This is a genomic window from Nitrosomonas aestuarii, assembly GCF_003046585.1.
GTDB classification, from domain to species: domain Bacteria; phylum Pseudomonadota; class Gammaproteobacteria; order Burkholderiales; family Nitrosomonadaceae; genus Nitrosomonas; species Nitrosomonas aestuarii.
In genome coordinates this window covers 47542-61910 of record NZ_QAAE01000012.1, presented here as the reverse complement: position 1 = coordinate 61910, position 14369 = coordinate 47542, and the positions used below count along the sequence as shown (strand labels likewise).

13 protein-coding genes are annotated in these 14369 nt (G+C 43.8%); 10 read left to right on the top strand and 3 right to left on the bottom strand.

Annotation, left to right across the window (positions count from 1 at the left end; all coding sequences use genetic code 11):
- Positions 1 to 46: 46 nt before the first annotated feature.
- Entirely contained in the window at positions 47 to 745 is a 699-nt protein-coding gene (locus C8R11_RS11065; protein ID WP_244907641.1) for a hypothetical protein, read from the bottom strand.
- Positions 746 to 1185: 440 nt separating this feature from the next.
- Here C8R11_RS11065 and C8R11_RS11060 point away from each other — a divergent pair, with 440 nt between their 5' ends.
- The 10 genes from C8R11_RS11060 (at position 1186) to C8R11_RS11020 (ending at position 11214) form a co-directional block, all read left to right on the top strand.
- Positions 1186 to 1830 carry a hypothetical protein gene (locus tag C8R11_RS11060; protein ID WP_107795745.1) on the top strand — a complete coding sequence of 215 codons (645 nt, stop codon included), beginning with the start codon at positions 1186 to 1188 and terminating at the stop codon, positions 1828 to 1830.
- Positions 1831 to 1851: 21 nt separating this feature from the next.
- Positions 1852 to 2559, top strand: coding sequence for a hypothetical protein (locus C8R11_RS11055; RefSeq protein ID WP_107795744.1), 708 nt, complete (start codon positions 1852 to 1854; stop codon positions 2557 to 2559).
- A 66-nt stretch (positions 2560 to 2625) separates the two neighbouring features.
- Complete coding sequence (locus C8R11_RS11050) at positions 2626 to 4149, top strand: Dyp-type peroxidase (protein WP_107795743.1); 1524 nt, start codon at positions 2626 to 2628, stop codon at positions 4147 to 4149.
- 120 nt (positions 4150 to 4269) lie between these two features.
- Positions 4270 to 5466 carry a cytochrome P450 gene (locus tag C8R11_RS11045; protein WP_107795742.1) on the top strand — a complete coding sequence of 399 codons (1197 nt, stop codon included), beginning with the start codon at positions 4270 to 4272 and terminating at the stop codon, positions 5464 to 5466.
- Positions 5467 to 5484: 18 nt separating this feature from the next.
- Positions 5485 to 6279, top strand: coding sequence for a glutathione S-transferase family protein (locus C8R11_RS11040; RefSeq protein WP_107795741.1), 795 nt, complete (start codon positions 5485 to 5487; stop codon positions 6277 to 6279).
- 195 nt (positions 6280 to 6474) lie between these two features.
- Positions 6475 to 7251 carry a YiiX/YebB-like N1pC/P60 family cysteine hydrolase gene (locus tag C8R11_RS11035; RefSeq protein WP_107795740.1) on the top strand — a complete coding sequence of 259 codons (777 nt, stop codon included), beginning with the start codon at positions 6475 to 6477 and terminating at the stop codon, positions 7249 to 7251.
- A gap of 436 nt (positions 7252 to 7687) precedes the next feature.
- Positions 7688 to 9538 (top strand): carbamoyltransferase family protein, encoded by a 1851-nt coding sequence (locus C8R11_RS11030; RefSeq protein ID WP_107795739.1) that lies wholly within the window; start codon positions 7688 to 7690, stop codon positions 9536 to 9538.
- A 16-nt stretch (positions 9539 to 9554) separates the two neighbouring features.
- Positions 9555 to 9959, top strand: a complete 405-nt coding sequence (locus C8R11_RS11025) for an SxtJ family membrane protein (RefSeq protein WP_107795738.1) — start codon at positions 9555 to 9557, stop codon at positions 9957 to 9959.
- Positions 9959 to 10111, top strand: a complete 153-nt coding sequence (locus tag C8R11_RS16475; RefSeq protein ID WP_219908586.1) for a DUF5989 family protein — start codon at positions 9959 to 9961, stop codon at positions 10109 to 10111. The genes C8R11_RS11025 and C8R11_RS16475 overlap by 1 nt, the downstream gene beginning before the upstream one ends.
- Before the next feature lie 11 nt (positions 10112 to 10122).
- Positions 10123 to 11214 (top strand): SGNH/GDSL hydrolase family protein, encoded by a 1092-nt coding sequence (locus tag C8R11_RS11020; RefSeq protein ID WP_107795737.1) that lies wholly within the window; start codon positions 10123 to 10125, stop codon positions 11212 to 11214.
- Between the two features lie 85 nt (positions 11215 to 11299).
- On the opposite strand, the gene C8R11_RS11015 is transcribed toward C8R11_RS11020, so the two are convergent.
- Positions 11300 to 12919 carry an NAD+ synthase gene (locus tag C8R11_RS11015; protein ID WP_107795736.1) on the bottom strand — a complete coding sequence of 540 codons (1620 nt, stop codon included), beginning with the start codon at positions 12917 to 12919 and terminating at the stop codon, positions 11300 to 11302.
- A gap of 24 nt (positions 12920 to 12943) precedes the next feature.
- Positions 12944 to 14335, bottom strand: coding sequence for a phosphomannomutase/phosphoglucomutase (locus C8R11_RS11010; protein WP_107795735.1), 1392 nt, complete (start codon positions 14333 to 14335; stop codon positions 12944 to 12946).
- Positions 14336 to 14369: the final 34 nt, after the last annotated feature.

Below are 14369 nucleotides of genomic sequence, written 5' to 3'. Positions count from 1 at the left end.
TATTAATTCAATCCCGAGATTCGGGAGTGAAAATAATTTGATTGTTTTATTTCTGTTCCTCGGGTGACGGTTTATCTTTTGCTTGATCTTTAACGGTCTTCTCAAAAGACCCAAGTTTGGGTGGCAATATTAGATCGGTCTTCTTAAATGAAAATAAGAATAACACGGTATAGTCGTTATAATGCGTTTCAGCAAAGAATGGAGATGTCGAGCCAACAAATCGGTTTGACGGCAATTCGTAAATATCGAAATATAATTTTACAAATCCCGTCTGGTATTGTGCTTTGTATAAAGCCAGTTCGGGAGTAGCAAAAGGAATCACAACACTCTGAATTGGCGGTGCCCCAATAAACGTTTCTCCAAACTCTGTCCCAAGCGATCCCACGATAACGTTAATACGATGCGTAGCCTTATTAATATCACCTTGAACGTGATAACCTTCCTCGCCAAACCATCCGACCATGACATGATAACCATTTTTTCCCAACCAGCCAGCCATGATCTGGCGTACGATATCTTTGTCTTCACTGATAATTCCTGATGTATCGAGTACGACATTCGCACCCTGAGGAATTGGTAATGCGCTTTCAAGCTGATCGGGAAGACTTTTTATTACTGCTTCACTTAGCAACAATTGCTCAATTGCCGATCTGGCTGTCTGCGTTGGTTTATGTACCGTTGAACAAGCTGACAATATTTCAAGAACCAACAAACTTATAACAAGTATTTTAATTAGTTTAATCATAATATTTGAATGTCCATTTTTTATTTATTGGCATCATATTTTAGTCAACTTACTGACACTGCCAACGATACCTCACACACAGTGCTAAATCCACACATTTTTTTCAGCCTGTGATCGAACCTAACCACTCAAAAAATCTTCTTGTGTGATTTATTATGAAATCAACAATTGTTGCACGATGGGTTAATACGTATTAATATTTCTCCGGCCATAATAAGAATACTGATAATTCAATAGAATAATTGGTTGTCTTAATGCTCTATATAATAAAAGTAAAAGCATCAACGCCCATAAAGCTTGCTGACACTGGGATAAGCATGCGGTTTTTGGCGTTAATTAGTATTAAAACTCTGTTATATGGTCTCTAACATCAACAAAATAAGAAATAGCGTAAAAATGTAAGCTAGTAATTATCATATCAATCCTACCAAGGAGCTTTTATGTCAAATATAGCAGGTAAGGCTTATGCCATGAATGTAATTACACCAATACGTTGGTACATGGTATGGATTAATCGATTAATTTTCAAAATTGCGCTGAACCGCCCATCCACCCTTAAAGGACTGATCACATTATCCCTTATCCATTACGCACGCTGGGTAATCATCCCGCGAAACGCTTTTCCACGTCTTGACGAAAACCAACCGAAGGAAGACCTCAATTACGCATACATGCTCTTCTTCAGTAATTTTAATGGCAGCTGGGATCAATACGTGGATTCATTTACATTCGCCATCCCCGCGGGACTGGATTTATTCTGGAAATGGAACGTCCGATACCCAAAATCAGTGCCACTGACCCCGTTTCACGATTATATCCGGCATAATCAGATCGATACGGCCCATTACTATAATGCTTATCCCATGGCCGCATCCAACGATGTCAAATCCGCAAAAAAAGTCAAAAAAGCACTGATTGATTTTAATGCGGTTTCCAGTGATAAGGCACCTGATGATTTTCTTAAAGACTACAACAAGCTCCTTAATGACCTGCAACTGCAACTTGGTGAAATGAAACCAACGCCAATCGTCAGTTTATCGTCTTATGAAGTGAAGAAACGATACGAACAAACTCAGACGCACTAATTTTTTCAGGGAAAATTCATCATGGCTACAAAAAGTGGAAATGCAACAGCTTTAACGGTGCTGTCTCCAATTAAAAATGGCACAATGGGTGAAACTTCATATGCCGATATGACACGTGAACGTTGCTTACGCTTGCCCATACATGAAAAAAGCCCTTTATCCAAAGTACCCAATACCTATCTGGCGCGCCTGTTCATTCTGGACGATGTATTTTATGAGTCATTGCCCGCCAATGATGCAGTATTCAATTTTTCAGATATCTGGTCTTTTTTTTCAGATTCAGCCCGCAAGAAATCATTACCGCGCAGAGACCATCTAAAATCCAAATATCTTGTTTTTTCAAGTAATTTTTATGGAGACCTGGATGATTATCTGACTGGTTTATGGGACAAGTGGTCGTATACAGACCATGATGGCAACCAACGTGATATCCGTTATATCTGGGAACATTGCGTCGCCTTCGATCGCGTAACCGATTGTGCCGGCTTCATTCAATATATTAAAAGATGCCAGTTGGACGCCAGTTTGTTTTTTAATGGATCAACCGATGATTCTTTACAGGAACAACTCAAAGCGCTCTATTTGAAACAGGAATTCACCAAATTCGCAGTTGCGCACCAAGGAAAAAGCGCTATCGAAATACAACAGGCTTTTAAGGCATTCATTGCACGTGTTCAACCGGACAATCTGTCTTCTCCATCCTGGTTCCCCGGGCAATCCACGCCATAGCTGACTGCGTTGCTCTGTAGCAGTCGATCATTTGTCAACAAACCAACGATAACCGGGCGCTTAAACATGACACAAAATCTAGATTTAACAGATATACAAGGCAATATCATCAAGGCTTATGGCGCATACAATTATCAGAAAGCGCGTTATCTTTTTTTACGCATTGATAAAGGCGACAAGGGCCGTAAATTCGTAGGCGCAATCACGACAAAAGTGACATCGGCCGTTCCCTGGGAGAAATCATCGAAAGATACGGATTCCGCCGTCAAACCACAGGCCACTACTAATATTGCGTTTACTTTTGCCGGTTTGAAAGCACTTGAATTACCGATGGCCTCTCTCAGAGGTTTCCCGGAAGATTTTATAATGGGCATGGCCAAGCGCAAAGACATACTCGGTGATGACGGGCCCAGCGATCCCCAGAACTGGGACAACATCTGGAAAGAAGAAGTACATGCATGGATATCCATCAACGGGCAGTCTATAGATGCAGTTATAAAAAGATATGACTGGGTTCTAGAACAGATCAAAGCTTCGGACGGAGGCGTTACGCTATTAACAGGTCATCGCGGAGAAAATGGCGAGGATGATCTGCCTTATCAGGATGCCAGTGTCTTATATGATGCCACCGGCACACCCACGCCAAAAGAACATTTCGGCTATACAGATGGTATCGGCGATCCTGTTTTTGAGGGCCAGATCAATGTATCCGCGCGCGTTCTGGGTCGAGGCAAATTAACCCGCGAAGGCAATTGGGAACCGCTGGCTACCGGCGAATTTCTGCTGGGGCATGTCGATGAAGCGATGGAGTACCCCCAAACCGCGCCAGCCCCTTGGCTACTTGCACTTAACGGCACCTACATGGTTTATCGCAAGCTTCACGAAAATATCGGCACGTTCAACCGCTTTCTCGAAGAACAAAGCAAGCATTTTCCGGGCAGCAAAGAGATGCTGGCAGCGAAATTCGCGGGCCGCTGGCGCGACAATGGCGCTCCCATTGTCAATGCACCGGACGACGAGAGCAAGGAAAGATGGGATAAGCAGTATGCTGAAGCCGATGAAGCCGGTCGAAAAAAAATGCTGACGGACTTTACGTATAACCAGGACATTACTGGCGCAAAATGCCCTTATAGCGCACATATACGCCGAATCAATCCACGCGGGTCACTGGAGTATGGTGTGAAGGATGCTTACGACACGCCGGGGGCGCTGGTTAATCGACGCAGAATTCTGCGTCGAGGTTTGCCTTATGGCGAGGTAAAGGATGCGACCCGGGACGATGGCAATCACGGCATCATCTTTATGGCGCTAAATGTGGATATTCAGCGTCAATTTGAGTTTATTCAGCAGCAATGGATAAACTATGCCAATGATTTTAAAGAGGGCAATGATAAGGAAGTCCTGCTAGGCAATCATGACGCAAATAACCCAGGCAAAGTTGTGCTGCAGGTTGAACCGGGATCGGGAAAACCGCCGCACTTTGTCAGTAAAATTCCACGTCTGGTCGAAACACGTGGCGGCGATTATTTTTTTATTCCAAGCATCACGGCGTTAAAATTGATTGCGGCGGGCATGGTCGACCCGACCTAGCAGACTGTTAAGTATGCCATGAACGCAATATTTTTTAATGCCAGCCGACGACTTTAACAATGATAAGAGCCGGCATTCAGTCAGAATTATCCTACAAATCATTTTTACCGAGATCTAATCATGGCAACAGAAAATACAATCCGTAACAAACTGACCGAATTGGTTTTGAAACATCTGGATCTGGTTTTTTCAATCCTTCGTACGGTCAAGCCAACGGTCGTGATCAAAAAAAATGCGGTGGTGACCCGCTTTGACGATGTCACCGAAGTCCTGGATCGTGATTGGATATTTCAGGTACCATACGCCGAGAAAATGCATAAAGTCACCGGCGGCAGCAATTTTTTTCTGGGCATGCAAAATACTGAACAATATACACGCGATGTATCCAACATGCGTATTGCGGCACGCAGAGAAGATATTGACACAATCGTCAAACCGTTTGTCGACCGAACAAGTCATGAAATTCTAAAAAACACGACAGGTAGAATGGATGTTGTGCAACAATTAACGCGCGTCGTACCGACACGCCTCATAGGTGAATATTTCGGCACGCCCGGTTGGAATGAGTCCGAATTTACCGATGCGGCGACCATTATGTTTCAATATCTGTTTTACCCCGACGACCCGGAAGTTGAAGAAAAAGCGCTGAAGGCTGCCGAGCAAACGCGCAGTTACCTGGATCAGGTCATTGCCGACAGAAAAGCAAATCAAGTTGCAAAAGATGATGTTCTCGGAAGATGCTTGAAACTGCAGGATGCAGGAATGCCCGGCATGCAGGATACGGACATTCGTAACAATCTGATCGGCTTGATTATCGGCGCTATTCCAACGACATCAAAATGTGTCGCCGTTACCCTCAATCATCTGTTTAACAATCCCGAATTAATGGTCCAGGCGCAACAGGCCGCCCGCGTCGACGATGACAAAAAATTGATTCAGTTTGTACAGGAAAGCCTTCGCCTGAATCCGTTTGCAGCGGGTATTCAACGCATCTGTGCGGAAGATTATGTCGTTGCCAGAGGGACACTAAGATCGACAAAAATACCGAAAGGAACGGTAGTTCTGGCCGCAACTCAATCAGCCATGATGGATAAACGCAAGATTCAGAAGCCCAAGGAATTCCGCCTTGACCGCCCTGCCTATAGCTATATGCATTTCGGCTTTGGTTTGCATACCTGCTTCGGCCAATACATCAATCTCACGCAGATTCCCGGAATTATAAAGGCAGTCTTAAAACAGAATACCTTGCGCCGTGTCTCTGATATGAAAGTCGAAGAACCCTTTCCGGTCAGTCTCGAAATTGAATATGATAATTAAGCTATTAAAAAACAAACGATGCCAAACGATAAAAAATCTGTCACAGTACTTTCATTCTCACCCAGCGCCGATGCCGAATTAAATCGCTGGGTTCTTTTCCACTACGGAATTGATTTCAAAGAAAACAGACATACGGCACCCTTCTATTTTCTGCTCAACAAGCTTTACGGTGGAAAAAGTCTTATATTATGCCGGGTTGGTGAAACAAAGCTGACCAGCGTGCGCGCAGTCATCGATCATTTCAACGCCCAGGCGCTTCCTGAATTTAAATTAATTCCGGATACACTTGCCAGCGACATGGAAATCAGCTGGAAGCGCTATAATTCAGACTTGGGCGGTGCTGTTGTCAAGTGGGCCTACACCAATCTTTTACCGTACAAAGACATCATGATTCGACCGCTTACCCTCGGCAGCCCCTGGTTTGAACGGTTCTTTGTCAAACACTGGTATCGTATTCCCGAAAAGTTAATATGGAAATCGCAAAAACTGGATAAGGCAACTGCCGATGAAGCACTGAAAACCATCCAGACAATCTTTCAGGAAGTGGATCATCTGCTTGCAGATGGTCGAAAATACCTCTATGGTGAAAAGCTCACCGCAGCTGATCTTGCTTTTGCCGTAAGCGGTGCGCCTCTGGTACTGCCTGCAAATTATGGCGGTGATCAATTTGAGCAAGGCCCCATCCCATCTTTTGAGGAATTTCCTCAAGAATTGCAGGAAACAATCAGCGCCATGCGTCAAACGCCAGCCGGCAAATTTATTTTGCGGCTCTATGCAGACGAACGGTACCGTAACATTCGGCATACTGAATAAATGACTGTAACTTCGATCGCAGCAGTTGCATATGCATTGAACTTCCTGTCAATGCACCAAACGAAGCTATTCATTTATACTCAGAAAAGTTACATGCTCGTTTCTTTATTATTCAATAACTCTACATGCATAATGAAAGAACGAAAATCTGTCTGATGCATTTATCATTTACTTTAAACAGGGTATCCGGTTTTCATGGGCTGGCTGACTAGAATTGCAGGAAACTGGATAGCGCAGTACCTGACTTCACCACTCAAAAAAACCACCCACATTGCCACGGCTAGTCAGGAGTTACTTAACGCCACTTTACAGCCTGCTGATGTTTTACTCGTCGACGGGAACACGCGTTTAAGCGTCCCCATCAAATATCTAACCCAATCAACCTGGTCGCATGCAGCAATCTATATAGGCGGTGACGTGCTCCCGGCGCGGGAATCCTGGCAAATGCCGCTTGTATTGGTGGAAGCCGATCTGAAAGAGGGCGTTCGTGCAGTGACGCTGGCACATTACGCACATCTAAATACACGTATCTGTCGTCCAGTCGGTTTAAACATAGAGGACCGGAAACGTGTGGTGAACTATGTCATCAACCGTATCGGTCATCATTATGACTTAAAGAATGTTTTTGATCTGGCGCGCTACCTTTTTCCAGTAGCACCCGTACCGACCCGATTGCGCCGACGCCTGCTGACACTAGGTAGCGGAGACCCCACCCGCGCAATTTGTTCCACACTGATTGCACAGGCATTTCAGTCGGTATCGTATCCAGTATTACCAGAAATAAAACGTGAGTGGCTGAATGATCCAGAATCTGCTGAATGCTATGCGGAAATTTATCATATCCGCCACCACAGCCTGATTACACCACGCGATTTTGACATTTCGCCTTTTTTTGACATTGTCAAGCCGACAATCCAGAATGGCTTTGATTACCGCGCTATCTCATGGAAGGAAACACATGATGATTCATAGAACCTGGATATACTCCGCGTGTGCAATAGTTCAAATCTCATTTTAACAACCATCTTTACGCTTCTTCTCTAGGCACGTGAAATTTTACTGATAGCTTTATCAGACTTCACATACTGTCCCAGTTTTTTGTCAAATTGATTGAGTGACAGACAGTACTGCCCACTTATAATTCCTCATTGGCGAATTTCTATTAGCTTCTTACAAACATAACCTAACCTCACCCATTCATACATACGCTCAGAGTCCTCAGGCAAGCCACTCCCAAAATCTCCAAGATAAAAAACATTTTGTGTCGGAATATATTACACTTACTGGAAAACAAAAATAAATGTCGCCTAACTTCCTAATAGTAATGACATAATGCAAACGGCATGAATATTGCTTTCATACTTATTTATAGGCCTTTTTACATCTTAATTTTAATTAGAGTTTAGTTATGAGCCACGCAACAAAAATTCTGGGATTGTCAGCTTACTACCACGACAGTGCTGCAGCTTTGGTAATTGATGGCAATATTATTGCTGCTGCCCAGGAAGAGCGATTCTCAAGAAAGAAACATGATGCACGCTTTCCTGAAAATGCGATTCGCTACTGTCTTGGTGAAGCAGGCATTACAATGGCCGACATTGATGAAGTTGTGTTTTATGATAAGCCTCTAGTCAAATTTGAGCGCTTGATTGAAACTTATCTTTCCTACGCACCCAATGGCATTCGCTCTTTCATTGCAGCCATGCCGATTTGGCTTAAAGAAAAACTTTACCTTAAAAGTACTTTAAAAAGGGAATTAGCCGCACTCGGTAAGGTTAAAATTACAGAACTTCCCAAATTATTGTTTGCGGAGCATCACCAGTCTCATGCAGCTTCTGCTTTTTTTCCAAGCCCATACAATAAAGCAGCTGTTCTATGCCTGGATGGCGTAGGTGAATGGTCAACGACAACAGTCTGGGTAGGTGACGGAAAAACCCTGGAAGCCAAATGGGAAATTGATTTTCCACACTCCCTGGGCCTGCTTTACTCAGCATTTACTTATTACACCGGCTTCAAGGTCAATTCGGGTGAGTACAAGCTAATGGGCTTGGCACCTTATGGCGAACCAAAATACGTCGATCTTATTCTAGATAATCTGCTTGACCTAAAAGACGATGGCACTTTCCGTCTGAACATGGATTATTTCAATTATTGTACAGGTCTCACCATGACCAACAAAAAGTTTGATAATCTTTTTGGTGCTCCACCGCGTAAATCAGAAAGCGAGATTACCCAGAGAGAAATGGATATCGCTGCTTCTATTCAAAAAGTAACTGAAATGGTTGTGCTTCGCCTGGCTAAAACTATAAGAGCAGAAACCGACTGTCAGTATCTTTGTCTTGCGGGCGGTGTTGCGCTCAACTGTGTGGCAAATGGTGAGCTGTTACGCGCCGGTATATTTGACGATATCTGGATTCAACCTGCAGCAGGTGATGCGGGTGGCGCACTGGGAGCAGCCTTGGCTGTCTGGCATGATTTGCATAACGGCGAGCGTAAGTTAAACAGTTCAGATAGTATGCAAGGCTCATACCTTGGCCCGCATTTTGAACGAGAAGAAATTCACGCGCGTCTCGACAAAGTTGGGGCAGTCTACAAGATACTCGAAGATAAAGCGCTGATGCCTCAATTAGCAGAAATACTTGATAATGATAATGTAGTAGGCTGGTTTCAAGGACGAATGGAGTTTGGTCCACGCGCACTGGGTGGCCGTTCAATTATAGGTAATCCACGTTCGACCAAAATGCAATCACAAATGAATCTTAAAATAAAATACCGCGAATCTTTCAGGCCATTTGCACCTTCTGTATTGATCGAAGATGTTAACAAGTATTTTAAGCATGATCGGCCGAGTCCATACATGTTGCTAGTGGCACCTGTTACAGAAGAAATCAGAACACCGATGACTAAAGAACAAGAAAAGTTGTTTGGCATCGAAAAACTCAATATCCCGCGTTCAGAACTTCCAGCGATTACACATGTTGATTACTCGGCCAGAATTCAAACTATTCATCCTGAAACAAACCCACGCTACTATCAACTGGTTTCAGCATTCAAAGCACAGTCAGGCTGCAGTGTTTTGGTCAATACTTCTTTTAATGTACGAGGCGAACCCATTGTATGCACACCCGAAGACGCCTATCGTTGCTTTATGCGCACAGAAATGGATTACCTTGTAATCGAAAATTTTTTAATGGCGAAATCAGATCAACCAAAAATTGAAAAAGATAAATCCTGGATGGACGAATTTGAGTTGGATTAAAAATGAGGGAAGCACAATGTCATTAATAAATCATCAAATAACCCCTGCAGAATTACGCAAATTCGGATTTGTTACTGCTGGTATGTTGGTACTTTTTTTTGGATTGCTTATTCCGTGGATCTGGGGTTTTGCCTGGCCAACATGGCCGTTGATTGCAGCCGCCATTCTCACTACTATGGCCCTGATCGCGCCAGCTTCACTTCGTCCAGTATACAAAATCTGGATGCGATTTGCGGAGATGCTCGGCTGGATAAATACACGCATCATTCTCGGTTTGATTTTCTTTCTACTATTCCTGCCAGTTGGCCTGATTATGCGCATCTTTAATGATCCGATGCGGCGCAAGCTGGATCAAACAGTTGGGACATACCGCGTTCCATCAAAATCACCCAAACATGAAAATATGGAGAAACTTTTCTGATGTTAGATCTAATTAAAGACCTGTGGGCATTCATGAAGGAGCGGAAAAAATTCTGGCTGCTACCAATTTTTGTAATTCTTGTACTGCTTGGTGGGTTATTGGTTCTTGCCCAGGGTTCAGCAGTTGCTCCGTTTATTTATACCCTTTTCTAATCAGCTAGACGATGATACTGAACAATAGAAGCAAGACAGTACTCAGCTTTATTTTAGTGTTAGTTGTCATACTCACACTGATTTTAGCTGCTGAAGGAATAGTCAGGGTCCGTCAGTATATCAAGTACGGTACTTTTCACGGCGTAACGGATCTCCATTTCGACAAGCACAGTGGGTTATATACACCGTTACCGAGTATGAAAACAGCATCCATCAGTATCAACAGCATGGGTTTTCGTGGTCCTGAAATTGAAATGCCCAAACCCGATAATCGGTTACGGATCGGTTTTATTGGCGCTTCGACAACATATTGTGCTGAAGTTAGTAATAATGATATGGTCTGGTCAGATATAACCAGTCACAGACTTAAATCCAGTATACCTGGGTTATCTGTAGACTATATCAATGCTGGGGTGCCGGGTTATACAACGGACACATCGCTGATTAATCTGGAAAAGCGGGTAGTACCGCTACAGCCTGATATAGTAATAATCTATCATGCCACCAATGATTTATCGAGTGAAACACGGGCCTTGGCAGAAGCCGCAGGTATTGAGCGTACTAATTTGGCTGCAGAGGAAAGCTGGCTTGGGCGTTACTCTCTACTCTGGCATCTTGTTCAAAAAAATGTAACCCTATTGATGTTACAGGCACCTTCTGAAACTGAACTATTAAAGGTGGACCCACAATCGATTGGCGATGAATTCCGTCAAAATTTAGAAAAACTAGTGTATGTTGCATATAAGAATGGTGCTAATTTGGTGGCATTGATGACTTTTTCTATCCACCTTCGAGATGGGATGACAATAGAGCAACAAGAAGACGCCATGATATCTGCACGCTATTACATGCCTTATCTGTCTGCGGATGATCTGTTGGCTGGTTTTAAGCAATATAATCAGATTATCCGTGAAGTTGCAGAAAAAACCGGCGCACTGCTCATTGAACGCGAACACGATATTCCGGGTGATCCGATTCATTTTAACGACTCAGTACATTTTACCGATAAGGGCAGCCAGAAACAGGCTGAACGTGTTGTGACCGCTTTAGTGAATTCTAGCAAATTTCAAGAAATTGTATCCGCAAAGAAAAATGAATTATAGTTTGATCACACATAGAGGGCGCCTGATCTCATATAGCTGACCTTACCAGCAACATAACACACTTCGCCACAAGCCAAAGCCAAGATCATTGCTCAAATCCATTCGTAATTGGATGCCGCCAGGTCGTACCAAAATCACATTGCGTAATGCGGATACCGGGCGGCGCCTGACGACGCTTATACTCATTCAGTTTGATAAGCTGGATAATGCGCTGAACATCGGTTTCGTTGAAGCCTTTTTCGATAATTTCCGCAGGCGAGAGATTATTTTCAACATAAGCCTCCATGACCGCATCAAGTACTTCATAAGGCGGCAAACTGTCCTGATCTGTCTGGTTATAACGTAACTCAGCTGAGGGATCACGTTCAATAATTCGTTTCGGGATTATTTCTGTAATTTGATTACGATATTCACAAAGCTGATAAACCATGGTCTTGCTGATATCTTTCAAGACTGCAATACCACCCACCATATCACCGTATAACGTGCAGTAACCGACGGCTAATTCCGATTTATTTCCCGTCGTCAGCACAATTGATCCTGTATGATTGGATAGCGCCATTAGCAAAACACCCCGTATACGGGCCTGCAGATTTTCAGGTACGGTGCTGATATAGGTACTTTCAGGTAGAATCTGGAAGTCATTTTCGAGCGTCAATAAAAAATGGTCCAGTAATGGCTTAATCAGGCTTTGATTATGCTTAACACCAAGTTTTTCAGCCATATTGCCGGCATCTTCCAGACTAATGCCGGATGTATATTGTGTGGGCATCATGACCGTTTGTACTTTATCAGCACCCAACGCATCCACCGCAATGGCTAATGTCAACGCTGAATCGATACCGCCCGACAAACCAATAAGCACCCCCGGAAAATTGTTCTTTTCAATATAGTCCCTGACACCCATGCATAATGCCTGATAAATGCTGGCTTCTCTCGACAAATGCGGTTCAATATAACCGTTTACTGGCGCTTTATCTTCAGTTTCCACCACACCCAGCTCTTCTCTGAATTCTGTAAACTGATGCGTCAATATCCCTTCACTATCCATGACAAAAGATGCACCATCAAAAACCAATTCATCCTGCCCACCCACCAGATTGGCATGAATCACACTGACGCCTGTTTTCTGGATAAACTGCTGGGTTAACTGGTAACGGGAAACCTGTTTGTCTATATGATAAGCAGAAGCGCTCAGTACCAGCAAATGATCAATCTCAGCGTCAATCAATGTCACATCATCAGCCACTGTGCGCGATTGCCAAAAATCCGCACAAATCAGAATACCGAATTTTACGCCGGCTACTTCAAACCGACAGGATGTGGTGCCTTTATCAAAGTAATAATACTCATTAAAGAAAGGTGCTCTATTCAGAATATGCTTATGATAATTTGCAATTATCTGTCCATCTTGAATGACCGAAGCTGAATTATATAATTTGCCATCCTGAAAATCCGGGTGTCCGATAACCAATGTAATTCCGGATATTTTCTGCACCAGGTCACTTAAGGCTTCGGCACAGGCCACATAGAATGTCTCGCGCAGCAACAGATCGGCCGGTGGATAGCCCGACAAGGCCAATTCAGGTGTAACAATCAATTCAGCGCCGGCTTTTATTGCCTGCTCAGTCGCATTGATTATTTTTGCAACATTACCGTCAATATCACCGACGGTAAAATTGCTCTGTGCAATGGCAATTTTCATCAATACTCAAACAATCACAATCTGCTAAAAGGGTAAAACCATGTCCGGTTTTATTCGTTGAATATTGTCACGAAAATCCTGCTGGATTCGCTTGAGCGCGAGTTCATTTTCTGCTTCAAAGCGCAGCACGACGACGGGCGTAGTATTTGATGCCCGTGCCAGACCAAATCCGTCCTCATATTCAACCCGTAGTCCATCAATGGTAATGATCTGCTGCGCATCATCAAAACTGGCATTTTGCTGTAGCGCGGCAATTAATACATGGTTTTCGCCTTCTTCGACCTTGATTTGCAATTCAGGCGTATTGATCGAATCTGGAAGATCGTGCAGTATTGCGTCAATATTTTCGGCATGGCTGAGCAACTCGAGCAGACGCGCGCCCGCGTACAAGCCATCATCAAAACCATACCACCGCTCTTTGATAAAGAAGTGCCCACTCATCTCACCCGCCAGTAATGCATTTGTTTCTCTTAATTTTGCTTTAATAAAAGAATGTCCGGTTTTCCACATGATGGGCACACCGTTATGCTGCTTGATCCAAGGTGCCAGATTACGCGTGCATTTCACATCAAAAATAATCTGACCACCAGGGTTTCTTGACAACACATCGGCTGCAAATAACATCAACTGACGATCCGGATAAATAATATTTCCCGCTTTGGTAACAATACCAAGTCTGTCACCGTCGCCGTCAAAAGCAAGCCCGATTTCAGCATCTGTCGTAGCCAGTGCATGGATTACATCACGCAGATTATCCGGTACCGATGGATCGGGGTGGTGATTGGGGAATGTACCGTCAACATCACAAAACAATTCAATTACTTCACAACCCAGCATGCGATAAAGTGTGGGAGCAAATGCGCCGGCGACCCCGTTTCCGCAATCAACCACAATGTTCATTGGGCGATCAAGTTTGACATCATCAACGATACGCTTAAGATAAGTTTCCTGGATGTCATGTCTGGAATAATGACCGTCACCCTGCTTCAAATCGTTATTTTCAATGCGCAGCCGCAGCGCCTGTATGGTCTCCGCCGCCAATGTCTCGCCACCCAGCACAATTTTAAAACCGTTGTATTCCGGTGGATTATGACTACCGGTCACCATCACGCCGGAATAACCACACAACTCATGCGCTGCAAAATAAAGCATGGGTGTAGCCACCATACCGACATCGACAACATTGATACCGCTCTTCAGTATACCTTTCGTAAGCGCTTCTGAAAGTGACACTCCAGAAAGTCGGCCATCACGCCCCACGGCAATGGATGTCAATTGTCGTGTGCGCGCTTCAGAACCGATGGCGTGCCCGATTTTTTCAACATGCGCGATTGTCAAAGTCTTATCGACGATGCCACGAATATCGTAGGCTTTGAAAATTTCATGTGGCACAGATTGTATCAGATCATCATTCATATTAATAAGTCCAACTGATCAATGGGTTAACAAT

Excerpts from the sequence above, each read along its gene's own strand:
- C8R11_RS11065 (WP_244907641.1), bottom strand. The coding sequence starts at position 745 with ATGATTAAACTAATTAAAATACTTGTTATAAGTTTGTTGGTTCTTGAA.
- C8R11_RS11060 (WP_107795745.1), top strand. The coding sequence starts at position 1,186 with ATGTCAAATATAGCAGGTAAGGCTTATGCCATGAATGTAATTACACCA.
- C8R11_RS11055 (WP_107795744.1), top strand. The coding sequence starts at position 1,852 with ATGGCTACAAAAAGTGGAAATGCAACAGCTTTAACGGTGCTGTCTCCA.
- C8R11_RS11050 (WP_107795743.1), top strand. The coding sequence starts at position 2,626 with ATGACACAAAATCTAGATTTAACAGATATACAAGGCAATATCATCAAG.
- C8R11_RS11045 (WP_107795742.1), top strand. The coding sequence starts at position 4,270 with ATGGCAACAGAAAATACAATCCGTAACAAACTGACCGAATTGGTTTTG.
- C8R11_RS11040 (WP_107795741.1), top strand. The coding sequence starts at position 5,485 with ATGCCAAACGATAAAAAATCTGTCACAGTACTTTCATTCTCACCCAGC.
- C8R11_RS11035 (WP_107795740.1), top strand. The coding sequence starts at position 6,475 with ATGGGCTGGCTGACTAGAATTGCAGGAAACTGGATAGCGCAGTACCTG.
- C8R11_RS11030 (WP_107795739.1), top strand. The coding sequence starts at position 7,688 with ATGAGCCACGCAACAAAAATTCTGGGATTGTCAGCTTACTACCACGAC.
- C8R11_RS11025 (WP_107795738.1), top strand. The coding sequence starts at position 9,555 with ATGTCATTAATAAATCATCAAATAACCCCTGCAGAATTACGCAAATTC.
- C8R11_RS16475 (WP_219908586.1), top strand. The coding sequence starts at position 9,959 with ATGTTAGATCTAATTAAAGACCTGTGGGCATTCATGAAGGAGCGGAAA.
- C8R11_RS11020 (WP_107795737.1), top strand. The coding sequence starts at position 10,123 with ATGATACTGAACAATAGAAGCAAGACAGTACTCAGCTTTATTTTAGTG.
- C8R11_RS11015 (WP_107795736.1), bottom strand. The coding sequence starts at position 12,919 with ATGAAAATTGCCATTGCACAGAGCAATTTTACCGTCGGTGATATTGAC.
- C8R11_RS11010 (WP_107795735.1), bottom strand. The coding sequence starts at position 14,335 with ATGAATGATGATCTGATACAATCTGTGCCACATGAAATTTTCAAAGCC.